General features: G+C 42.2%; 30 protein-coding genes. 3 read left to right on the forward strand and 27 right to left on the reverse strand.

All coding sequences use genetic code 11. The annotated features are described in order from the left end of the window. Positions 1 to 74: 74 nt before the first annotated feature. Positions 75 to 845, reverse strand: coding sequence for a hypothetical protein (locus tag ACJA3J_RS14930; RefSeq protein ID WP_406944465.1), 771 nt, complete (start codon positions 843 to 845; stop codon positions 75 to 77). Between the two features lie 556 nt (positions 846 to 1,401). Here ACJA3J_RS14930 and ACJA3J_RS14935 point away from each other — a divergent pair. Further along, positions 1,402 to 1,668, forward strand: a complete 267-nt coding sequence (locus ACJA3J_RS14935) for a hypothetical protein (protein WP_406944466.1) — start codon at positions 1,402 to 1,404, stop codon at positions 1,666 to 1,668. A gap of 84 nt (positions 1,669 to 1,752) precedes the next feature. Here ACJA3J_RS14935 and ACJA3J_RS14940 read toward each other — a convergent pair whose 3' ends face one another. Continuing rightward, entirely contained in the window at positions 1,753 to 1,983 is a 231-nt protein-coding gene (locus tag ACJA3J_RS14940) for a hypothetical protein (RefSeq protein WP_406944467.1), read from the reverse strand. A 95-nt stretch (positions 1,984 to 2,078) separates the two neighbouring features. On the opposite strand from ACJA3J_RS14940, the gene ACJA3J_RS14945 reads away from it, so the two are divergent. Both ACJA3J_RS14945 and ACJA3J_RS14950 read left to right on the forward strand, forming a co-directional pair. Further along, positions 2,079 to 2,291: a hypothetical protein gene (locus ACJA3J_RS14945; protein ID WP_406944468.1), complete on the forward strand. Its 213-nt coding sequence runs from the start codon at positions 2,079 to 2,081 to the stop codon at positions 2,289 to 2,291. 92 nt (positions 2,292 to 2,383) lie between these two features. Beyond that, entirely contained in the window at positions 2,384 to 2,614 is a 231-nt protein-coding gene (locus tag ACJA3J_RS14950; protein ID WP_406944469.1) for a hypothetical protein, read from the forward strand. Positions 2,615 to 2,780: 166 nt separating this feature from the next. Here ACJA3J_RS14950 and ACJA3J_RS14955 read toward each other — a convergent pair whose 3' ends face one another. The 25 genes from ACJA3J_RS14955 to ACJA3J_RS15075 form a co-directional block, all read right to left on the reverse strand. Next, positions 2,781 to 3,722, reverse strand: a complete 942-nt coding sequence (locus tag ACJA3J_RS14955) for a peptidoglycan-binding protein (RefSeq protein ID WP_406944470.1) — start codon at positions 3,720 to 3,722, stop codon at positions 2,781 to 2,783. Next, positions 3,719 to 3,997: a holin gene (locus ACJA3J_RS14960; protein ID WP_406946305.1), complete on the reverse strand. Its 279-nt coding sequence runs from the start codon at positions 3,995 to 3,997 to the stop codon at positions 3,719 to 3,721. Before ACJA3J_RS14960 ends, ACJA3J_RS14955 begins: the two co-directional genes overlap by 4 nt. A gap of 15 nt (positions 3,998 to 4,012) precedes the next feature. Next, positions 4,013 to 4,249, reverse strand: coding sequence for a hemolysin XhlA family protein (locus ACJA3J_RS14965; RefSeq protein ID WP_406944471.1), 237 nt, complete (start codon positions 4,247 to 4,249; stop codon positions 4,013 to 4,015). 260 nt (positions 4,250 to 4,509) lie between these two features. Continuing rightward, positions 4,510 to 4,761 carry a hypothetical protein gene (locus ACJA3J_RS14970; protein WP_406944472.1) on the reverse strand — a complete coding sequence of 84 codons (252 nt, stop codon included), beginning with the start codon at positions 4,759 to 4,761 and terminating at the stop codon, positions 4,510 to 4,512. 254 nt (positions 4,762 to 5,015) lie between these two features. Continuing rightward, on the reverse strand, positions 5,016 to 5,150 hold the full coding sequence (locus ACJA3J_RS14975) for an XkdX family protein (protein ID WP_406944473.1): 135 nt from the start codon (positions 5,148 to 5,150) through the stop codon (positions 5,016 to 5,018). A 12-nt stretch (positions 5,151 to 5,162) separates the two neighbouring features. Then, positions 5,163 to 5,531 carry a hypothetical protein gene (locus ACJA3J_RS14980; protein ID WP_406944474.1) on the reverse strand — a complete coding sequence of 123 codons (369 nt, stop codon included), beginning with the start codon at positions 5,529 to 5,531 and terminating at the stop codon, positions 5,163 to 5,165. Positions 5,532 to 5,547: 16 nt separating this feature from the next. Beyond that, positions 5,548 to 8,331, reverse strand: a complete 2,784-nt coding sequence (locus tag ACJA3J_RS14985) for a pyocin knob domain-containing protein (protein WP_406944475.1) — start codon at positions 8,329 to 8,331, stop codon at positions 5,548 to 5,550. 12 nt (positions 8,332 to 8,343) lie between these two features. Next, positions 8,344 to 8,985, reverse strand: coding sequence for a hypothetical protein (locus ACJA3J_RS14990; protein ID WP_406944476.1), 642 nt, complete (start codon positions 8,983 to 8,985; stop codon positions 8,344 to 8,346). Further along, a complete protein-coding gene (locus tag ACJA3J_RS14995; protein WP_406944477.1) occupies positions 8,978 to 10,153 on the reverse strand; it encodes a baseplate J/gp47 family protein in 1,176 nt (391 codons plus the stop codon). The genes ACJA3J_RS14990 and ACJA3J_RS14995 overlap by 8 nt, the downstream gene beginning before the upstream one ends. Then, entirely contained in the window at positions 10,146 to 10,502 is a 357-nt protein-coding gene (locus ACJA3J_RS15000; protein ID WP_406944478.1) for a DUF2634 domain-containing protein, read from the reverse strand. The genes ACJA3J_RS14995 and ACJA3J_RS15000 overlap by 8 nt, the downstream gene beginning before the upstream one ends. Beyond that, positions 10,499 to 10,873: a Gp138 family membrane-puncturing spike protein gene (locus tag ACJA3J_RS15005; protein ID WP_406944479.1), complete on the reverse strand. Its 375-nt coding sequence runs from the start codon at positions 10,871 to 10,873 to the stop codon at positions 10,499 to 10,501. Before ACJA3J_RS15005 ends, ACJA3J_RS15000 begins: the two co-directional genes overlap by 4 nt. Beyond that, a complete protein-coding gene (locus ACJA3J_RS15010) occupies positions 10,870 to 11,661 on the reverse strand; it encodes a phage protein (RefSeq protein WP_406944480.1) in 792 nt (263 codons plus the stop codon). Before ACJA3J_RS15010 ends, ACJA3J_RS15005 begins: the two co-directional genes overlap by 4 nt. Then, entirely contained in the window at positions 11,658 to 11,972 is a 315-nt protein-coding gene (locus ACJA3J_RS15015) for a phage baseplate plug protein (RefSeq protein WP_406944481.1), read from the reverse strand. The genes ACJA3J_RS15010 and ACJA3J_RS15015 overlap by 4 nt, the downstream gene beginning before the upstream one ends. Before the next feature lie 12 nt (positions 11,973 to 11,984). Continuing rightward, complete coding sequence (locus ACJA3J_RS15020; RefSeq protein WP_406944482.1) at positions 11,985 to 12,563, reverse strand: LysM peptidoglycan-binding domain-containing protein; 579 nt, start codon at positions 12,561 to 12,563, stop codon at positions 11,985 to 11,987. Positions 12,564 to 12,566: 3 nt separating this feature from the next. Continuing rightward, entirely contained in the window at positions 12,567 to 16,241 is a 3,675-nt protein-coding gene (locus ACJA3J_RS15025; RefSeq protein ID WP_406944483.1) for a peptidoglycan DD-metalloendopeptidase family protein, read from the reverse strand. 201 nt (positions 16,242 to 16,442) lie between these two features. Beyond that, on the reverse strand, positions 16,443 to 16,793 hold the full coding sequence (locus tag ACJA3J_RS15030; protein WP_406944484.1) for a hypothetical protein: 351 nt from the start codon (positions 16,791 to 16,793) through the stop codon (positions 16,443 to 16,445). 5 nt (positions 16,794 to 16,798) lie between these two features. Further along, a complete protein-coding gene (locus ACJA3J_RS15035) occupies positions 16,799 to 17,203 on the reverse strand; it encodes a phage structural protein (RefSeq protein WP_406944485.1) in 405 nt (134 codons plus the stop codon). 12 nt (positions 17,204 to 17,215) lie between these two features. After that, complete coding sequence (locus ACJA3J_RS15040; RefSeq protein ID WP_406944486.1) at positions 17,216 to 18,232, reverse strand: DUF3383 family protein; 1,017 nt, start codon at positions 18,230 to 18,232, stop codon at positions 17,216 to 17,218. 3 nt (positions 18,233 to 18,235) lie between these two features. Beyond that, positions 18,236 to 18,718 carry an LIC_12616 family protein gene (locus ACJA3J_RS15045; protein ID WP_406944487.1) on the reverse strand — a complete coding sequence of 161 codons (483 nt, stop codon included), beginning with the start codon at positions 18,716 to 18,718 and terminating at the stop codon, positions 18,236 to 18,238. Then, positions 18,715 to 19,092, reverse strand: a complete 378-nt coding sequence (locus tag ACJA3J_RS15050) for a hypothetical protein (RefSeq protein WP_406944488.1) — start codon at positions 19,090 to 19,092, stop codon at positions 18,715 to 18,717. Before ACJA3J_RS15050 ends, ACJA3J_RS15045 begins: the two co-directional genes overlap by 4 nt. Further along, positions 19,092 to 19,700, reverse strand: coding sequence for a hypothetical protein (locus ACJA3J_RS15055; protein WP_406944489.1), 609 nt, complete (start codon positions 19,698 to 19,700; stop codon positions 19,092 to 19,094). The genes ACJA3J_RS15050 and ACJA3J_RS15055 overlap by 1 nt, the downstream gene beginning before the upstream one ends. A gap of 1 nt (position 19,701) precedes the next feature. Then, a complete protein-coding gene (locus ACJA3J_RS15060; protein ID WP_406944490.1) occupies positions 19,702 to 20,055 on the reverse strand; it encodes a DUF4054 domain-containing protein in 354 nt (117 codons plus the stop codon). After that, positions 20,055 to 20,390, reverse strand: coding sequence for a hypothetical protein (locus tag ACJA3J_RS15065; protein ID WP_406944491.1), 336 nt, complete (start codon positions 20,388 to 20,390; stop codon positions 20,055 to 20,057). Before ACJA3J_RS15065 ends, ACJA3J_RS15060 begins: the two co-directional genes overlap by 1 nt. 1 nt (position 20,391) lies before the next feature. Continuing rightward, positions 20,392 to 21,288, reverse strand: coding sequence for a DUF2184 domain-containing protein (locus ACJA3J_RS15070; protein ID WP_406944492.1), 897 nt, complete (start codon positions 21,286 to 21,288; stop codon positions 20,392 to 20,394). Between the two features lie 21 nt (positions 21,289 to 21,309). Then, positions 21,310 to 21,771: a hypothetical protein gene (locus tag ACJA3J_RS15075; protein WP_406944493.1), complete on the reverse strand. Its 462-nt coding sequence runs from the start codon at positions 21,769 to 21,771 to the stop codon at positions 21,310 to 21,312. Positions 21,772 to 21,796: the final 25 nt, after the last annotated feature.

The raw sequence follows: 21,796 nt of genomic DNA on the forward strand, positions 1-21,796 counted from the left end.
CAATTTTAATGAGTACGTATGACGGCCTGAGTAAGGAATCCAATATATTTATCTAATAAAGTTATGGTGTTAAATCAACGAATGTCTAATCCAATCAACCAAATAGGAACCTTTAAAATGCTGCTATACTTATCAATGATTTCTTCTGTTCTTAAGTAATTTACAGTTCCACTACTAATGTATTCATTCATACTATCAGCTGCAGTTACGTAAATAAGGAGATCCAAATCAGTAAAATTATCAAGATGTAGCACTTTTAACATATCATAATGTAATAAACCCCAATTTCCGAACTGGACCTCCCCAATAATTGTAGGTTTTTGTTTTGGAAACAATATGTTTTCTCCGAGAGAATCCTCTCTAGGTAAGTCATAGGCTTCTGCAATTTCAGCCCAATCTCCTCTTGAAGAAATCTCTTTCTCCCACTCTACTTGGCCATTCGGGATAGACCTTCTTCCGAAACAATAATTTCTAAAATTAGCCACGTTTTGACGTTCATCAAATAATGCAAAGTCAAATCCACCGGTTGCGGGAGAATCCATCAGGATACCTTCTTTGTATTCAACTTCAAATTTCAAGTCATCAATATGGCCAAGTCTATTTTTTATACCTTTGTTCAGTGAATCAGCTTTTATTCGTTTGAAAAATTTCCCTTTATTAGTAGATACATTATAGTCAAGACCATCCACTGTACCATTAAATGCATTAACAATATCATTCTTGAGGTTTGGAAAATTAGAAAGAAATAGCTCAGCGTTTCTGTGGTATTTTTCTCTAGCTATGTATATTTCACCTTCACTTCTAGACTCCCAAGACTCAATATCTTGTTCATTAATTTCTATCATGAAAATCCTCCTAATTAAAAAATTCCCAAAAATCACATCGATATTCCCTTTGTCACACACCTTTATTCCTAAGTATATAATACCATTAAAATCCATATCATGGTATTATAGATTTATAGAATGCAAAAGGAGGATTTTTATGCCTAGCCCAAGAGATACGAAAGGTCCTATTGTAAGAAGTGGTCCCACAAAAGGCGAAGTACGCTCTAAAAACCAAGATGGTAGATGGAGAGCTAAAAGAAGCGATTCAAATAAGCCACGTAAAAAATCATAACCAAAGTGGAGAGGGGGCATTAAAATAGACATTGATGTAATCATTTATAAGATTGTACGTGTAGTAAATTTATATAAGGATTCTCTACCACCTTCAGAGCAATGGTTTGATTTTGGAGATTCTCCTTTAGAAAATAGGGTTATTGCCCCCTTCTCACTCGATGAGTTTAAGAATGACTATAATTCCTTTTATGAAGCTCTTAGAATTATTGAAGAGGACAGTATTATAGCTAACCTAAAACTGACTGATTATAATGATATGAAATCCTTTGTAGGACTAGATGTGACAGATGCAATCTTAAGTGATTATGCTGAATACTTAGCACAGATACATCCGATTAAAATTAAAATGAAATCATTTATATCAAGTTTAGCGTCCAAGTATGAAGCACACAAAGAAAAGGTACATAAAAGAATAGATCATTACGATAACTATTCTGACGAAAGATTGCTGAAAATGCTCAAAAATAAATCCCTTACCTCGATACAAGACCGCATTGCAGTTGTATATGTATTAAAACAAAGAGGATATGGAACTCAAAACAATTAATATCAAATTCCTTAACTAAAAACCCCGCTATTTAGCGGGGTTTTATTGTTACAGAGTATTCAAGACATCTATTATCCTTATTTTTTATAAACCTTGTACTACTGCACCTTTCTTTTCTTTATAAGGGTACACCGACAGGATTCCATCTAACCTAAATGAACGTACTTTCTTACGATTGTAGCAATAAGCAAGAACGTTGCTCTCGCGTACCTCTACAACACGAATCCTTCGTTGAGTCATATTTCCTTTACCATCAATATAAATCATTTCAAGGCTCATCTTAGTCCCGACAGCACGGTTCAATATTCCACTCATTGTCGTCACCCCTCTTTTGCACGAACGTTTGTTCTGTTAATGTATATGATATCACAATCTATATAGAAATAAACTGGAAAATGGAGGTCATTTATATGAGGTTATTTAGAGATTTGGAGATGGCCATCTTTTACAATGATGATGCTACAAAAATAAAGATGAACGAGGAGTGGCTGGAAGAACAGATAAGGAACAGACCTGTTCTGGATGATCAAGGCGACCCTCTCATGATGTCGATGAATTTTATGGGAATACCTGTGGAATTCAGTGAGGATATTGAAGATTTCGAGCTTAAAAGTAATGACTAATTAGGCTTACATAAAATTTACAAAACAAATTTATCAAAACATGACACCAAAAACCTCCTAACTAACGATTATAAAGTAAGGAGGCAAAATATATGAATACTACTATGCGAAAGTTGGACAAGTGGCACGAGGTTTTGGTTAAGCAAGATTTAAACGAAGATTTGAAACAGGTGTTGAAAGAGATGCATATGTATTTTGGTGATCTGGATTATGAGATTAATCGCTTGAAGGTCAAAGTACTTACTTATGAGGGTTACTTAGAAGGATTGGGGCAAGGGGATCTGATTATGGATGAACTTTATATGGAAGATGATAAGCATTGAGAACTCAGTAATTACAAATAAAAACCCCTCTTATAATTAAGAGGGGACCCACTATGTCTTACCAACCAAAGCAAGTTAAGAACCCCACCGCTGAGGTTCTTCCAAGAGTGGATAGAAACCATTCTAACTACACAAAACTCAAAAGTAAATGATGGATGTGCTTTTTTTAATCTAACTTACCGTCATAATAAAGCTTAGCAGCGTCCAAGGCTTTCTCATAGGCACGCACAGCAAAAGCTACGGACTCTGCACGAGTAACATTTTGATTTGGTTTAAATAAATCATTACCTACACCTTTTGTAATTTTTAGCTTCAGGGCTTTGGTAATTTCCTTCTGCAAAAGTGAGTCCTTTTCGACATCCTTGAACCCGGTTTCCCTCAAGTTCTTCTCCATTGTCTTTTCCCCCTCTGTTTTTTCTTCTGCAGTTACATATCCGTTCTTAACTTTCTTCATCATAGAAGTGGTGTTAGGTCCAAACAGGCCATCCACTTCAAGTTGATATTCCCTCTGAAATTGCTTCAACACACGGTCGGTTTCAGGACCAAAGATGCCATCGACGGAAAGTTTGTACCCAAGTTCCTTGAGTTGCTGCTGTACTTTATAAGACTCGTAACCAGAGTGACCTTCTTGTGGAACTCCTTTGTTCAACAAGTGACCAGGACGCTTACCTGCTTTCAAATCACGCCATGATAATCCTCCTGTGAGTTCGAGGTGAGGGTAATCTTTAAAACTTATCCAATCCCCGCCCCAAGAGAGTCCTAATGACTTCCCAATTTCAGCAACTCTTATCCAACTCTTGTTCACACTCCATGTTGCTTTCGATCCATCCCAGGTAGTCAGGAAGTAATCGATGGCCAAACCGTAGTTATGCACAGACTGCCCCGGCTCCGCATGAGTAACAATCTTTCCAGAGTTTCCGTACCGCCCCTGGTTAAACAACTCTCTCTGCCGTTGGAAAGAGCGAAATCCCGAACTCATTTGAACATTAATACCTTCGTCATAAGCTTTCCTGATGATAAGAATGGCCTTGTCTTTAACCGCCGGATAAACCTCTCCCATATTCCTGATGGATCGATCAAGCAGTGTTTGAAGTTTCACTCGGTTCATGACTTCTCCTCCTTAATTTTGGTGGTGTGACCTGAACGCCTTTGAACCAACTCAAAAAGACCGGTGGCCGATAAACCTGAACCAGCCCCAGCCCATAATCTCAAAGCAACATCCATGTCTGTGAATGGATAAGCCACGGCCCCTAGAATTACTCCGATCACCACAGCAATCAAAGGAATGAAATTCTTTGGTAGTGCTGCTAATCGTTTTATTACTTCAAGCAAACCAGCAACAAACGGACTAATCACCGTAGCAAACATCAACACTTGGGTCATGATTTCATTTTCCACTTAAAACCCTCCTAGAGTCGTTAATTGGCTTGGTGAATTGAATATCAATCCCAAAACAGCCAAAATAATAGCGCCTAAAATCAGGCGCAGGATCCATGTTGTATTACTTTCAATCCGATCGAGTTTTTGTTCGACGTTTTGAACACGCTGTCGAGTCTTAGTGTGTTCGTTTTTCAATTCATCCACCTTATCATCTAACTTTTCAAACTCTTCTCTCGTCACATATTTTTGCTCCATGCTTGACCCCCTCATAGCAACTTTATAATTCGAAGAGGTGTAGTACCTCCCCTTGGTAAATAAAAAGTGGCTCACCAATATTGGCGGGCCACTTTGTGGTTTATCTATTACCTTTTTTTATTCCCTTTGGCTTGTTGGCATTTACGGCCATTAAGTTGATTCGTTTGCTTCACCTTGTATGACTGATTTCCCCCTTGCATGATCACCTCCTTAGACATAATAAAAAGCACCCCTGGTGGGATGCTCAATAATCATCACTCTCATTTGTATAAGACTATGCTGTCTCCAGAAACTTCTTTAACAAATAACGGCCCTTTAATAGAAGCCTCTTTTGTACCGTTTTGGAAATCAAGAGTATTCACAATGATTTTATTTGAAAGAATATCTCTAAAGGCATTTACAATTACTTTGTCATTTGCATCGATGAATATTGTATCACCATCATTGAAATAAGATCCTTCTCCTTCAATCAAAACTCCATTTGCTATAATTCTATTGAACCCATTTTCCAAGTTTCCACCTCCCTCCTGCCTACTCAATTCAACATAAAGAAATGCTTTCCTTCATATAGCACCGTAGAAGTGTAAATAATTTGTAAATAAATCTCGATAACTGTGGTGAAAATGAACTATTTGTTACATAATCTATCTTAGCTCATCCCTCCGGTGTATAAGTTGGAAATTCTCGTGTGTATGAGCTCTTTTGGAGTGACTGGGTTAGGCAGTCACTCTTTTTTTTCGCATAAAAAATACACCCCAATGGGTGCTTATGCTACGTATTCTTCTCCTGTGATTTCCTGGTATTGCGCTGGAGTTAACCAATCGTATTCCACAAAGTCTGCCACATCCTTGTTATCATACAAGTTCCATTCATAATACTGTTTAATCGTTTCGAAATACATGCAATCTCCTCCTTAGTTAATTGAGTTTCGTGCCATCTTTAGCATAATGTCCGCACTCAGAGACTGGGAATCCCTCAACTGACGGCTTTGCTCCGCCATTGTTTTTAGACTCATAGCGTTAGTTTGCAGGACACTGTTCAATGTTAATTCCAGCTGATCCTTTTCTGCTTTCAACTGTTCGAACTCGTCTAATTGAATGGCGGGACGGTCCGGCAAGAACTTTTCTTCTGACCATGTTTCTGTTTCTTGATCATACTTCCTCCAGAGTAAATCATTATTAAAATCTTCAATCTCTAAATAATTTTCACGATCAACCTCTTTAGGCATTGTCATAATTCCTGTGCAAATATTAAAATGGTTTATTTCTGCATAATGTTTCATCTTTTCATCCTCCTCACTATGGTAATTCTACAAGGACCCATTTTAAGGTTATATCCGCATATCCGTACCCTCGCCTAAATATTATGCTATCGGCTCCTCCTAACTCTGAAGTGATGAAATTCACTCTTGTATCATCCCGATCAAACGGATAAGTGTATGAATGGAACAACATGCATTTATTCGGGTTAAATGTAGGTGTGGTTACAACTAATTCCGCGGTTTCCAACAACGTATTGCCTTTGCTGACGTTAACTGAATCATCAAATTCCAATATCTCGAAGCTCACAACCGGTGTAACATATTGGGGGTAAGAGTCTAGCTGTATTAGTAATTCGTTTGAACTTGTCACCTCAATGGTCGCGGTAGTTTCATCACCGTTCCACGTTTCAGCGGTTCCTCCATCAAATCTAATACCTACAATTCGAGGCGCGACTTTAGCGGGATCAACTGTGCTTATGGTTACTATTCTGCTATATCCTGCCATCGTTACTACGCCTCGTTGAATATTCGTTATAGGGTTTGTCAATATTTCGTTTACCCCGTCCGTCAATTCCTGGAAGGTCGGTATACCGTCCCCGTCACCGTCCGCGACTGATCCACCTTTGCCAATAACGGCGTCACGGACCTGTTGTTTCCCGTTACTGACAGATTGCTTTAAATCCGTACCCCCAACGATAATAGAATCGTCTGTTACTTCGATAACATTTTCAATAGTGCCGTTTTTCGCTACCCCAATTTGCCCGTTTCCGTTTGAACCATTAACAGACAAAGAGACATTCGTTTCGTTACCTCCGACTTCACGCTTAACACCTATTTCTTTGTACTGAGTACCGCCGTTAAGGTAAATATTATCATTCGCTGATATGGAATTAAACGAAACGTTTCTACCCTCTCCGGCTTGACGTAACCACGGCTCCCAACTCCCCGCCCCATTTACGTTTGACGGGTTTCCAGCCCTGATATGCATCAAAGGTGGGTTATAGTCAACTATTATTTGAGCGATTGTATCCCCGCCACCGTGCATAACGATCATTTGGGAATAATCGACACCAGTAGGGCTGTTCGGGTGATTTGAAGATAGACGATAAAAACCACTGTCCACTACCGTATTAAGGTCTGTACCACTAGGAAGTGTATTACTAGCACCCGACCCTAAACCTAGACCCTCTGCCCAACTTTGAACCGCATCAGCTTTCGCCTGTGCGCCTTCTGTGGTTTCTGCGGTTTTACCTTTGGATTTGAGCCCATGCGTAAAGTTAACCTCATTGGAAGGTAACACTTCCGCCCTAGCATGGTAGTCCGTCGCGCCGTCATCATCTTCAAAATGAAAGTCAAGATAACGCCCGATCTCCATAACGCCATCTCCGTTTATAATCGGTACTTTACCATAAGGATCGTTGTTGGTTGTCAATTGGTTTTTATGAACAAATTTTTCTGCGTTAGCTATTTGTTTCCATGGCGACCAACCATTTGTTTGTTGGAGGTCGGCGGTTCTATACCAGGTGCTCCCGTTCTTTTCATAATAGTTCTGATAGCCCCTGTTTTCACTTATGAAGTTTGTAACCACGGTCCCTAAAACACCCGGAAAACCGCTTGTTCCGCTGTTCAAATCAAAAACAGATATACCGACCGGATAAGAGGAAGGACTATCCGACCCTACTTTTTCACTTATAACGTTTATCTGCTCACTATCCACCGCATCAGCTTTCGCCTGTGCGCCTGCTGTGGTTTCGACCTGTACCCATGGGTTCCAGACGCCGCTTGCCATGTTTCGATAAAACATTTCCCCGTTAGCCGCGCTGTTTCGGCTTAGCGCGATTTGAGTACAAGCTGAAGCGTTCGGTCGATTGACAAACATCGCGAAGTAATTGTTGTTAGGCATGTTTAATGTAGTGTTGTCTGCTACCCAGAAACCCGATGAGAGCGCTTTATTCGCATCGCTAGTGTACTGACCCCAATCACCTAGACCAAATCTTTGTGCATAATCAATCGCAGCGGCTTCTGCACCGTCCGCTTTTGCCTGTGCGCCATCTGTGGTTTCAAGTTCTTTCCACGAATTCCAGCCATTTTCGTCCTTAAACCTTTGATGGATTCGGTTCGTTGTTACCTCAAAAAAGAGCTGTTGCTTATAATCAACGGTGTAAACTTGTTGAATTAAATAACCGTTCGCGCCAGTAGGGGACCCGTTTACTGTACCGTTTAACACGTAAAAGAAACCTGCGCCATTCGGTGCGTTATCTACGTGAATATCCAAACGTTTCGCGTACGTTCCCACTCCGTAGCTTTTCGCCCAATTAATCGCGGTGGCTTCGGCATCGTCCGCTTTTTGCGTTGCCCCCGCTTTAGTCTCTACGTCGGAAGCCGCGGGTATGTTGTTCAATTTCGTTTTATCGACCCCAGACATAAAACCTGCAGTCGTTGTCGTCGCGGTGCTGTGACCGTGACCCGTAGGCGAAGCCCCGACCTGTGCAGCGGTTACGCTGTGCGGGTTTTGATTATTTTGAGTGTGAGAATCAAATTCTGTTTTAGATGCTTGCTTCACATCATCTACATTACTCAACCCAACTTGCGATTTAGTAACTTGGTGAGGGTTGGTTTGATTGTTCTTATGATTATCTAAATCCTGTTGTGAAGCTGCATTTTCAGCTAAGTCCTTTAAGGCATAATATGACGTTGAGAAGAACCAGTTGAAGTATTCCGCAGCAGGTTTCTGCCCTTCTTCCCAACCGTTAGTCCGTAAACTTTCAGGAGGCTGCACTCCTGTGGCTAACCAATCGGGTAAGGTTGTATTGATTGGCAATGATACCCCTCCTTATATAGGTAAGTCTTCATTTGATGCAGGTACGAATGCGGACCCAAAGTAACCACCTCTATCCGGATTATCAAGGCTTGAAAAACCAGCAGCATCGTCTAATGCTAAATCCGTTGAACCAAACTCAAAGGTTCCGTTAAGCTCAATCGAATTCACTTTAACCCCTGCAGCTACTGTCCGTTGGATGATTCTTGCGAACTGATCGGCAGGAAGCCCAACTTCGTTTAACCTTTTCAAGGGAACTTGGATAACGCTGATTCCTACTGGTTGAGGATTCACCTCATCTGTCCAAGTTTCCTTAATTGACACATCGGATGGATCGGAATCAAGGGCGAGTGATAAAACGCGAATTATCGTATTAATATCCCCAGTTGAAAGGTTCCTAGCTATCTTTGATTTCAATAAAACTCGATACACTTCATCTGTGGCTACACCACGCGGTTGTAGAACGTTCTCTCCAATAAGGTCCAACGCTATACCTTCTGCATTATCGATGAGCCGCCATTCTTTTATGCGCTGATTCGTGAACTTTATGTCCTCAAGTTGTTCTGAAAATATCTTAAATATTTTCCCAATGTTGCTGTCTTCTTTCTTAGCTAAAGAGTCAGCAAATTTGCTGAGAATGGATGATAACTTATACATTCAACGTCACCTCAATGTAATCGACGTCTGTTTGAGCAACCTCTTCTGGACCAACAGCAATGTTGCTCTGCATGAAGGTGGTGTTATCCTTCGACAATTCAAGAGTCAAGTCTTCAATACCCTCAACCTGAAACACTTTAGCTATGAGTTTGGAATAAATAACATCGTCCCCCATATTCAACCCACTATAGAGGGCCCCACTATTATCTTCTCCTCCGATGAATTGAACGATTGTACGGCGAATACGATCAGCACCATCAGATGAGAAAGCAGATGACTTCGAAATAGTAATACGTGAATAAATGGGGACCTCTACAGCTCGGGTAAAACCGACGGTATGAGCTTGCCCGCTCTCATCCATTACCTGACGGGTTGTTTGTCCATAAGGACGTATGCCTCCAGCTTTTGTATTGAAAATCGTCTCCGCAATGACTTGGTCATCTCCACCTAAAACAAAAGCCTGAATAGAATGAGGCGGCTGTCCGTTGATTGTCTCGTTTTCATAGTTTTCAATGACGGTTGCCGCTCGTATATCCGGCATTTCTAACAGTCGCGCACGAATAGATGGAACCGTAGCAGCACCCAAGCCTTCAATAGAGATATCTCTGCGTTGCCTTACTTCTAAGTCCGTTTCTTTTTCACGGCCTTTTGAGGTGGGTGATGAGTTGATAACACTTTCGATATTTGCATCCGGATTTACAACCAGGTTGATCTCACCAGCTGAAATATTTCCAGTCCGCCCTACTTCCAAGGCTCGGACCCTCGCTGTACCTTCTCCTTGATCATCAAGCGTAATGTCATGTGTGGTTTCGAAAAACACATCTGAAGGTGTGGTCACTTGAAACCCTTGCTCTAAGGTGTATCCAGCCGTACCAGTCAGCGTCACTTCTCCCTCCGCAAACTGAGCTAGGTTGCGGGTGATTCCGGAATAAGGAAGCAGACGGTCCAAGTTAACACAGGTCGCCTGGTTTGGGTGTGCTGAATGGTAGACATCCTCATTATCCTTCCACACTAATGAAAGGAACCAGGCCATCAGCATAATAAAAAGTCCGACTGGAGAACTTTTGGTGAGGTTGATTTTCTCTCCAAACAGCTCTCTTGCCCGGCTTTGCATCTCTTCTAAAATTTCATCATAAGTCTTCCGCCTATAGCCATTTTCATCAAGCATTTACGCTCACCTCACTCTCCACCTGCTCATTCGTTGAAGTTGTCACCTTGAAATGAATGTAGACCACTCGTTTTTGTCTGTCCTGGTTGATTTCAATATGATCAATGGACTGCACCCTTGGTTCCTGGCTAATAGCTTCAATCACTGCAGCTCTTATCCGAGCATCTGTAGGCTTATCTAACAAGGCACTGAATTCAAGACCCATCTCCCGATCCAGAAACCACTCTCCTTTGTTAGTTGAAAGTATGAGTGATAGTGACTGCTTAATATCTTCAGCTTCTTCAATTACTACAAATTCGCCCTCACGAATTAATAAGTCTCCTTTAGAATCCAGAGCAAATGTCTTCATGTAATCACTCCGATCACGACCGCATCCCTTAACCTAAAGAGTTTAGCTACATCTGGATAAGAAGCTTGACCATTCATTACGTCATCTATGGCACGCTGATTAATGGCCACTTGGACCACCTGCCCCTTATGAAGTACAGGGAAATAGGTTTCAACATTTCCATTGACCTCGTACTGTTGAAATAAGACAGGAACCCCTTCGATGACTGGAAGAGACTTAGGACTCCGATTCTTTTCTTTGGTTTTGAAGAGAGGTTGTAGTTTTGCTTCCCTCTTCATTTTGTCGTAGCTTACGACTCTACAAGGCAAACAAGTATTAATCGATATTAATATATCTCGTTTAAACTCAGAGAAAAACGATGTATCTTTCAAACGATCACTTCCAATTCAGTGATAGACTCTTCTCGCCCCCATCGATGTTTTCCACCTCTGACATAATAAACACCGTTCGCTGTTGAAGACTCAATTTTAATGACAGATCCAGTAGTGATTCTATGCTGTAATAGACATTCAACGTTGAACCCCTGAACCGTCTTACCATCGACATCTTCTTCAAATGGTGATGGTGTTCCAATGAGGCCTGTATCTGGCTTCAATAGAAAAGAAGGTGGAGTGCTGCTTTGAATCTTTCGGATGTAAGCTTTACCTTGATTAATATAGAAGATTGCACCGCAATCTTTTGCGATGGATGCTATTTCATCCTCGATATTGCCGTCCACCTCATATCCTTTGGCATAAAGTTTATCTTTAGGGAGATTGATAGCTGCCTCAATACGAAGCTTTGACAATAGGTGTCTTATCAACTGAGAAGCCTTAATGTTTTGCTTGTATGATTTATTGATTGTCTTATCTTCTTTTATGAGAGGTTTATCAATCACTTTCACATTCGTCTTCTTATCGATTTCGTTAGACGTTGAAACACTGGCGACAAACCCAAATAGGACCTGACCGACATCTCCCTTGTATCCTGCATTAATGAGGACCTGGTTATGTTTCTTGATTTCTCCCAGCGATGTAGAGTTCAAGTTATATAGCGTAATTTGGCTCTCATTCGGTTCAGTATCATGATCGAAGGTGACTTCAAACTCCATACCGAACTCTTCACTATCAAACGTCACATCAGCGATAGAAATATTCGCTTTCCTTCCGAAATACTTCATTGGTTCATCACCATCAAAAAGACGGTTTCGTTCAAGTTTTCATAAGTCACTTGGTGCTCAAGACCAGCTTCATCTTGAGGAATGATAGTGGGGGCAGGGAACCGGTCATCATAAACATCCTGGAACAACGGAACACCATAGACAATTCTTTCAGAAAGAGCTAAAGTCTCTTCTCCGCGATGCAGGTCCAAGGTGAAAAAGTCATATGTTTCGTTGTATCGGACTTCCATGTCGAATAGCTCAATCCCTAACTGTATAGAGAACCGATAGGGAATCTTTTCTTTTTCAACAGGTACATATTCAAAGTTCACTGGTGTCCCTCCTTATCCCACTCTCATTTTTACACCGATTGGTATCACCCTTGCTGGCCATGGGTTCCATTCTTCTAACTGTTTGACGGTAGTTCCATACTTTCTGGCACATCCCCAGTACGTGTCACCTTTGCGAACCAAGTGATATTTCTTACCGGTATTCGGGTTTTTAGTTTGCTTTCTACCTTCGTTCGTAACCGGCTTAGACGATTTTTGATAAGAGGATTTAGCTAGTTGAATTTTGACTAGCGTCATAGAAAACGAGAAGCCGTTCTGTTTTTTGCTGTCCGTATCTACGTCAAAGCTTTCAATCACCACGTTAGACATGATGCGACGGCCTTCATATTGCAAAAGAGTCCCGGATTTATGCCAAGACTCCATTTTTGTGATGAGTGTTTCTACATCTTCGTTTGTCTTACGTGTGAGAATTCCTTTAATAGAAACGGTCTTGGGATCCACCGTGACATGATCGGTGATGGACCCTCCGCCTTCTTTTTCGACAGGATGCTTCGTTACTGACCCGTTATTTGGATAGTTCTCCAATGTAACGTGCAGCTGTTCTCCTTGTAAGTTAGCTTTCCCTTGCATCATCCATCACCCCTCCCGGTTGAATCCCATCCTTCTTAGTAAACTTTCAAACTGTTCCTCAGACATTTGCTTAAACTTTCTTTCTAGCATATCTAAGGTGTCTTGGTCGACTTTGGCATTTGCATCTACATGGACTACAAATTCTGGACTGAATACGATCTGTTGCCCTTTAATACCACCATTTGTATGTTGGTTATCCATTGACGGATTATAACGGCTTTCTTTTGGCTTATAACCAATTTCTTGATTGGCTTGATCTAAGAGCCTCAAAGCATTTCCTCTCATGCTTGGCTGAGTCGGAATAATAAACTCTTTCCAACCATTCTCAGCAAGGCTCGCTATTTGCGGGTGAGTGGCAATGCCACCAGTCGCGAATCCTCCACCAGGAGGTATAGGAACACCATTTTTCCTCACTTCATAGTGAAGGTGAGGACCTGTTGAACGTCCAGTACTACCTAACGTACCGATAACATCACCGCGACTCACCATCGAACCTACACGAGCCATCGCTCGTTGCAAGTGAGCGTAGAAATGGGTGTAAATTCCTCGTTGGACTTTAACTAAGTTCCCAAAGCTACCAGCTGGACCACTGTGTATAACGCGGCCACCAGTTTGAGATCGAATGGCCGTTCCTAGAGCTCCGCCATAATCATCACCAGCATGAAGTAAATTCTTCTTAAGAATAGGGTGGAATCGCATTCCGAAGCTACTCGTCTTGACAAGGTTCCCAAAACTGACAGGCCCACTCGTTTCATGCATCTTACCTTTTACGAAGTCGATGACTTTATCTTTAATAAGCGAGAATGCCCCTTGTCCCATCTTGCCAAAAGCACCAGTGATTTCACTTGGGAAACTTATCCCTAAGGAATCAAGAACTTTCCCAACAAGTTTGCTAGGGTTCGTAAGGTAGTTCCAAACATCAAGTCCAATATCTTTCAACTTTCCGATACAATTCTTGAAGAAGCCTCCGACTCCACCGGCGTATCCTGGCACACCTTGCAGAGCCATCTCCGTTTGTCGATTCGGCAATACAGATGCACCTTTAGGAAGGTTGAGCAATTGCTCTTGTTCAGCTAAGAATGTGCGTCCGTTCGCATGAATTAACTCTCGGCCTTGTTCACCCACAATGGCAGGACCACCAGGGTGGAAGTCTGTTCCTTTGGCATATTTCGGTGGATCCCATTCAGGAATGGCAAAATCGATACCAAGTTTCCCCATGATCCAATTCACACCGCCGGTCGCTCCATTGATGATTTTGGCGAATCCTGAAGCAAGTTTTTCTCCAAATGATTTTATTCCGGACCAAGCTTTCCCTGCCATATTTTTGATTCCAGTACCAATTTTACCTGGCAAAGCCTTCGCAGCATCTACAATGGTTTTAAACTGATGCCCCACGTGAAACTTCAGCTTGTCTATGAGCTTACTTGCCCCTGAATGAAGGAATCGGAATCCTTTAATGGTAAAATTCTTAACGAAATTAACACCGCTGACAAATATGCCGCGCAGTGCACCCCAGAGTGTGAAAATAATAGATTTTAATCCCGTAAATAAAAGCTTACCTGCTTTGAGGATACGACCTACAAACAGAAGATTTACGTAGTTCCAGATAAATTGGATAGCACCAAAAAATATCTGTTTGACACCTTCCCACATTTTTGAAAAGTCGCCAGTAAAGAGGCCCGAGAAAACTTTCACGAGACCCATAATAATATTTAGAGCTCCGTCGATAATTCCACGTATATTTCGCCAAATTGACTGTACTAAAGCAAGAGCCATAGGCCAGATAAACTTAAAAATCTCCCAAATTCCTCGAAGGGCTCCACCTATTACGGTTACTAAGAATCCAAAGACATTTTTTCCTGCCAGAAGGATTTGCTGACCGTTAGATTCCCAAAATGAGCGCAGCTGTGCTATCTTTTCTTGTCCGAAATCAACAATAACGCCAATCGCCTGCATTATATAAGGCTTCAAGAATCCCCATATTTCCAGTGCTTTCGACTTGATAGCGGCCCAAGCACCAAGTACAGCATTACGGAAGGTTTCGGACCTAGTCCATGCAAAATATAGAGATGCAGCCAATCCAATCATTGCAGCTGAAACGAGAATTGCAGTGCCGGCAACAGTCAGAAAACCGGTAACAAAAGGTCCGATTATCATCCATAAGCTGGTGAAAGCTGCTTGCATACCTCCCAATAACCCTATACCTACAGCTAAAGGTGCTAGAAGGACCATCAACGTAGTGAAAACGTATAAAAACATGCCACCTATTTTCGTGATCCAAGGACTGATTTCATTAAGCTGTTGTATGAATTCTCCAACCTTATTAAAGCCTTGAACAATCGCTGTAGCGAACAATCCCCAAAACTGTATAAATGGTTTCAGCGCATCTGACCATGTTTGCATAGCTTCATGCCAGGCTAACCCTAATGGGGTAAGGCTGTCTTGAAGTTCTCTCACCTTCTGGTCTGTATCCCGCTTTAATTGTTCTAGTTCAGAACGGGCTGCTCCTCGAGAAAGCTTCATTTTCTCTTGCCAGAGATCGACGTATTCATCCAGTTTGTTATCAGACATTTGCGTCAAGGCTTTAATTTCCGAAGCAGCCTCTGGTCCCATTTCCGTCAATTGCCTAATAAACCCGGAGCTATCGATTCTTTGTTCAAGAGAGGAAAGGTTATCTTGCCAGTTACCCATGATCCTCACTTGTTCACTTAGGTTTTTCTGTAGGGTAGAAGGTTTTGTCGCTTCTAGTTGAACCTCTTCAAAAATACTCCAGGTGTTAGCAATTTCTTCGGTACGCTTTTTTAACTCTTTCTCGTACTCAGCTATAGCTTGATTTTGTTGATCCAAATTCTTCGATACGCTGGGCCCCGCTGCAGAATTTGCAACAATGGCTGTGAATCCAAGCCACGCTACTCCCATACCAATGACAAGTTGTTGATGCCTCATTAACCCCCGGTTAATCATTCTAGTGGTGTCGAGCAAGTCTTTCATTTTGGCATTCGGACCAAGCATCTTAAGTGCTAGATTGGCAGCATTACCTTCTCGTGCAGCTCTTTCTAGATTGCTACCTATCCGTAAAAGAGGTTTATTGACTTTATAAACAGCCTTATCGATGCGATCAATACTCTTAATGATTTTATCGCTCTGTCCAGTCATAGCTTTCATCGTAGCAACCTGTTGAATAAACCCCTGACGCATGCTCATATTGTTATTAATCATCTGATCTGTAACTTTTTTGTGCTGCTTACCAAGCTTGGTCACTTCACCCATGAAGTCATCAGTAGTTCCAGCGTAGTTCCCCATCTGCATACCTAGCTTCCGCATATCCATTTCTGACTTGAATACCTCTTTACGGAAGACGCGTAGTTGGTTATGGTTTTGCACTAAAGACTTCTTCATTTCAGTGCTCATATCTGACCAATCGTCAGATAGTTGAGTTGCACTGGTCCCCATTGTCTTTGCAAGTTTGCGAGTTGCATCACTCTGGCGACTTAGCTCTCTATTAAATGCGACAGTTTCTTTGACCATCCCGCGTTGAGAGCGCTCAAACGATTTAGACATTTGTCTGATTTCTTTGTCTGCACCAGAGGTAAGACTATTAAATTGATTTAGGGAACGATTCAATTCTTGGAGGGGTCCGTTATCAGCCTGAAATCCTAATGTTAAGTCTTTTAAAGTCATGCTTCCCCTCCTTTCCCTGCCTATTTTTTATTCATCGCAGCCTTCTCAGCTTCGTATTGGATGTCTATGGCAGCATTGACTTCCAGAAGCTGATCCTTGCTCATATTAATGGCCTCCGTATAGGAAAGGACTTTATTAACTATTGGACGCCAGAACCATTGTTCTTTTTTCACCTTCGCCCGGTAATAGGCATCATCATGATCACTTTCCGGATCTAAGAAATTTCATTGATTCTGTGATGACCTCTTCCATACCGTCATGCTCATCGAAGTATTCAAAGGAAACCTGTGGTTCTACCACTACGTTTTTGAATAGTTCTTCAGCTAGTTTTTCTGAGGAGGGGTTTCCGTTTTCGGACTGCGCTCTATCTTGGATACGCATACGCTCACGGGAGCCTGGATGTTGGAGTGTGTATTCAATTCCTTCAACTGTAATTGTTTTTTTCGTACCGATTTTCGCCATTTTATGGACCTCCAATTTGTATTGTAAATAATGAAAAGCAGCCCTATTGGACTGCTTTGTTCCATGATTGATTTTCTTTTTCTTTGCCATTCAAATCACTCAACAGAGTAATCAAATACGACGATAGTAAACTCGCGGTTCTGAGCTTCTTTTCCATAAGCTACGTTCGCGGGTCTTTGGATCCGCGCTTGAGAACCTCCTGCTTTTTCCTTCGGTTCGTTGTTGTTAATGACATAAGCCGGTACCGTCTGTTTCTCTTTCGCTAGACGATTTAAATAAGAAACATAAGGACTTGTCGGCTGCAACACAAGTGTCATCGTGTGCACATCATTGTTCGTCTCAGAAATCACAACATCACCAGGGTTAGCTCCTACAGAATATGAGAAGCTGTCACCTTCGGCCGGTTCAAAAGATGCAAATGTATCTTCTGATAATCCCGTGATATTCACGTCGTTAATGAGAACCTGAACTTTCGTGGAATCATACGTTCCTACTGGCATTTATACCCCTCCTTAATAGCTCACAGAGCCAGTGACTTTTCCTTCATGAATCGCACCGGCAAGCTGAAATTCAAAATTCCCTCCGGAATAGACGCGGTTCTTTCGGTCTTCTTCGGTCGATTGTGCGCTGGAACGGAAGTTCGTGGAGTAAACCCCATTCCCATTTCCGTCATCAGCGATAATCCCTTGCTGATATCCTTCTTTAAGAACTGAGAGGGTTCCAGCTTCAAGCTGCGCAATACCTGAGTCATCATAAGGAATCTTCCCAGCTTGATTGAGGATTTTTTGAACACGCGTTTCGATATTGGCGACCACCCAATCCAAGCCATGAACAACATCGATATACTCCCCGGAAAGCACTTGGCCTTCAGAGGTAACGCTTTGACCCGCCTTGTTCACATAAGCATAACCATTGGCATCTTCGATAGTAGCCAGTTCATCGCTTGTTAGCGTTTCAGAAGTGATCCCTTTCAGGGTTTTACTCTTCCATGTAATAGACCCTACTGGTTTGCTTCCGTTCTCTCCTACATGAGCTGCATCCAAATGCTCACCAGATGGATGAACTGCAAAAAATGAGCGTTCATATTCAGTAACTAGCGTTGTAAGATCATCGACACTTGGAACTTGTGCAGAATAGAGTTTCGGGTATCCACCTGCTTTAGATCCTTCAATGACATCAGCAATGGCTGTCATTTCAGTTACATCGGTTTCAGTAGTAATCAAGAAGTACCAATCATTCCCCAAAAGCGAAGTAACAAGTGCTGCAGCTGTCGTAGGCTCATCTACTGCAGCTGAGTCATAAGCAGCGACAGCAAAACGCTCTGGACGGTTCTCCTGTTCTAAAAGCGTCTGGGCTTTCTGGTATAGAGGAGAAGTATCGTCTACACTTTCTGCCAGCGCATCTAAGGTTAGAAATTCTTGATAAGCTAAACCACCCGTCATCTCGCCGACAATGAGAGGTTTCCCAAAGCCCACAAGACCGAGTGGCTGTTGTAAATTGATATTCACTTGAAAGTCATTCAATGGCATCATTTACCCTCCTGTTATGGTTGTGTTATCAATAGAATCAATCGGGTATGTGGACTCATCAACGTAATTGAATAGAACGTCAATCCCATACCGTCTCACATAATGATCAATGAGCATGAGGCTCCGATTCTGTAATGAAGAAACATCTTGTACTGCTACCCCAGCGTTATTCAACCAAACACGACCTAACCTTCCGAAAAACTCAATCATTTGGAATGCTAATTCCTTCGCTTGATCTCGTGAATCAGAGTAAGCATTGAACGAATAAGACGTTTCTACTTGATTGGAATACGTTTTTTCAAATCCCTCTTCAGTATCGGTATAAGTGATGGAATCCTGCCCCCGACGGTTGTTATCCGTCGTATCGCTATAAACAATATAGGGATAGTCCGGTACATCGCCATCGTCATCATCAGGGATAACTGGGATGCCCATGAATTCGAAGAGCTCATTCGTGATTGTATTTCGTGTTTTTAAGGTCATCATGGCGAATCACTCCCCTTATCAATCCCTTTAACGATGTAAACAGAGAAGTCCGCGTAGACCTCATGATTCTTCACATCGAAGACCCTATAATCTTGCCCATCAAAGTGGACCCGGTCGTTCTTTTCCAGTCGCTGAGGATGCTGCAGGTAAATCTTCCGATCTTTTTCCGTATAGCGCCCCTCTGTATCGAATCTAAGGTCATCATTGGATAGAGGAACAATAATCCCCTCCATAGGCTCAGGCTGTAAGTCAGCTCCTGGAACCCATTGACCTCCATTTGAATAATCGCGATAACCTTCACTTTTCTTGATCGCATCAAACGAAACACAGAAAGCTGCAAAGACTTCATCAAAATAGAAGATTTGTTGCCCCATCAGCTACTCACCACCTTCCATGTAATTCGTTGAATCAAGCCTCCGTCATCTATTAACGGATTTGATGACCCTTTATTTTTCTTCGTTAAGGAGGAGTTGGCCGGTGAGCTAATGGATCTGATCTTCGCTTGAATGTCAGCGACAACTCTTGCCCCCACTTGCTCAAACATTTGCTCAACTGTGATTTCGAAGGCGAAAACTTTATCCAACAACCTTTCCATAAGGCCTGTCCAGTCGCCTTCCTTCTCATCGAAACTAGCTCGGATGAAAGATCGTTCTGGAATCTTTACCTGTTCTTTTAATACGAACATTGGTGTCAGCACTCCATTTTCACTTGTAGCTAGTATTTGAGTGTTCGGTGGTCGAAACAATCCTTCGATTTCTGATGCGCTCCGTCCTTCTGAAGGTGGCAAAGGGATCGTAAGGAACTTCTTTTTTGCTTTGATGGTCATTCCATACTCATGGACGTTCGCAATCATTGCGTAAAAAGAATCGTCTTCGGCAAAAATTCCAACTTCAATTCGGTAGCGTCCTAAATCTTCTATGATCTTCTGGAATTCAAGGATGTTATCCTGATTGACTTGGATACCGAAGTTGTTTGTTGGCATACTAAAGCACCGTCAACTTTAGCGAAGGCCGACTTGTGTATTTCTTCATCAGACGTGCAAATTCCTGACCGTAAGGGCTCGAATCCAGCCCCATATTCTCTACGCTTGTGCGGTCGCTATTGGAAAATGTTTGTGACATCCCGTCTACCTTCTGTGAGGCAACTCTCCGAACATTAAGAGATGCCAAGTGAGCTGAAAGATAACGTTGGAGTCTTTCCCGATATTTATCAGGTATTTTCTCCTCATCAAGCTCTGCCTTAGCATCTTCAATATATAGATTCAAGTCATCATCCGATAAGCTTCTGAGATGTTTGGCGATACTCCTGATTTTGTCAGGAGTCGTGTCGTTGGCCATTACACATCATCCTCGCCGTTTTCACCTTCACCCTTAACCTCTTTCAGTTGGTCCTCAATCGCATCAAGGACCGTCTTACGATCTTCGTTAGCTTTCCATTGCTCAAGCAGATCCACTGAGAAGGTATCTTCTACTAATTCAATCGCTTGATTCGCATTCATGTCAGTGGTGCTTTTCACCTTATGAGTAACGATTTCGCCTTTATCAATTAAACTCTTGATGATTTTGTGGTTACTGAACTTCTTCCAATCCTGCTCGCTCACATCGTTACTACCTGGAACAAGCATGACACCTTCAGCATGACGAACGTACTTACCTTTGTTCTGTACTAACATATTAAATTCCATCTCCTCTCACAATTGCCATTGGATAACGAACAATCACGCCGCCTGTGCGCTCTTCCAAAGGAACCTTATAGTTCGGAAACTTGTATTCTTCTGGGTGACGCTTGATATCCATAGGAATCAATAGCTGGACTACGTTTGGTGAACTATCGAATACTAGGAAACTATCTGTCTCTCCATCACCTACTTTTTCAAGGTCAGAGGTGAAATCGATACGCGAGAACCAGCTTTGACTGCGAAGGTACCCGAGAACAGTTTGGCCTGTGTATTGGTTATACTCCTTTTCAAGCTCTTCCATAGCATCTGGCGTGACGATAAGAGTATCAGCTGTATGTCCAGGAAGCTTATTGACGGCTGAACGCGCTTTGCGTAAATCGGCCACGATCTCACGTCCTGTCTTATCCTTCCAAGAAGAGGAGGAACCAGCTTCGTTATTCTGAACTGCCATTGTCTGAATACCTTCAGCATTGGTCACACCAAGAATGTTGTGCTTAGCATCGCCTTTCCAAGCAATCTTGTTTTCTTTCTCAGAGATAGCACGGCGAGCTGTTGCTGCTTTCGTTGTCTCGACTGGTTGCCCAGACATTTGAGCTTGTCTAAGCTCCTGAACAGAAAGGCGGAATGCTACAGCAATAGAATAAATTTGTTCTGTGTGACGTCCCATGTCGGCGTCAACCAACGGAATATCGTCGGCTCCCGGTGCAAGTACCTTAGCAGCTCCTGAACGCTTGATAACGTCATAGCTGTATGTCTCTGCTCCTTCTGGAACATCTGACTTCACATTGAAAATTGTTCGAGCTTTTAGCTCTTCTTTATTGATTTCATAAATGGTATTGTCAACTGCGTTCAAATCCTGCGGACGGATCAATGCATCATTACGGATGGTCATGTAACTTTCACTCCTTCAGTTTTATGGTAGGTTGATTTCAAGCTGTGCCAGTTCCCCGGCAAGGGCTGCTGTTTTAAATACCGCTGTAGGGAATGCCACTATGTTGGATGTCGCTGTACCTTCAGGACGAAAGTTACCAGTCGAATTATCAGCCACAGCTTTATCACCAATGTTGACATCCTCCTCTACTTCGACCCAAATTGGACCTTTACGGACGATTGCGACTGGCATTTGCGCTTTGTAAAGTTGATTATTAGCATTAGGATCCTGCCAATCGTTTGGTTCTTGGGCTAAAGCAATACCGACAGGTGAACCGCCTGCAAAGACACTCACTGTTTCTCGATCGGTTCCTAGTTGAACAGCCACTCCATATGGGATGTCCTCTGCAGCTGCTTTGGTTTCAGCTGAGTAGTCTTGGTAGTTTGCTAGCTTACCTTTACCTTGCGCTTCTGGCATGTACTTGTTGTACTCTGTAATTGCCATTGACAATCACTCCTTTATAATTGAT

It is taken from the genome of Halobacillus sp. SY10 (assembly GCF_045401165.1).
GTDB classification, from domain to species: Bacteria; Bacillota; Bacilli; order Bacillales; family Halobacillaceae; genus Halobacillus; species Halobacillus aidingensis.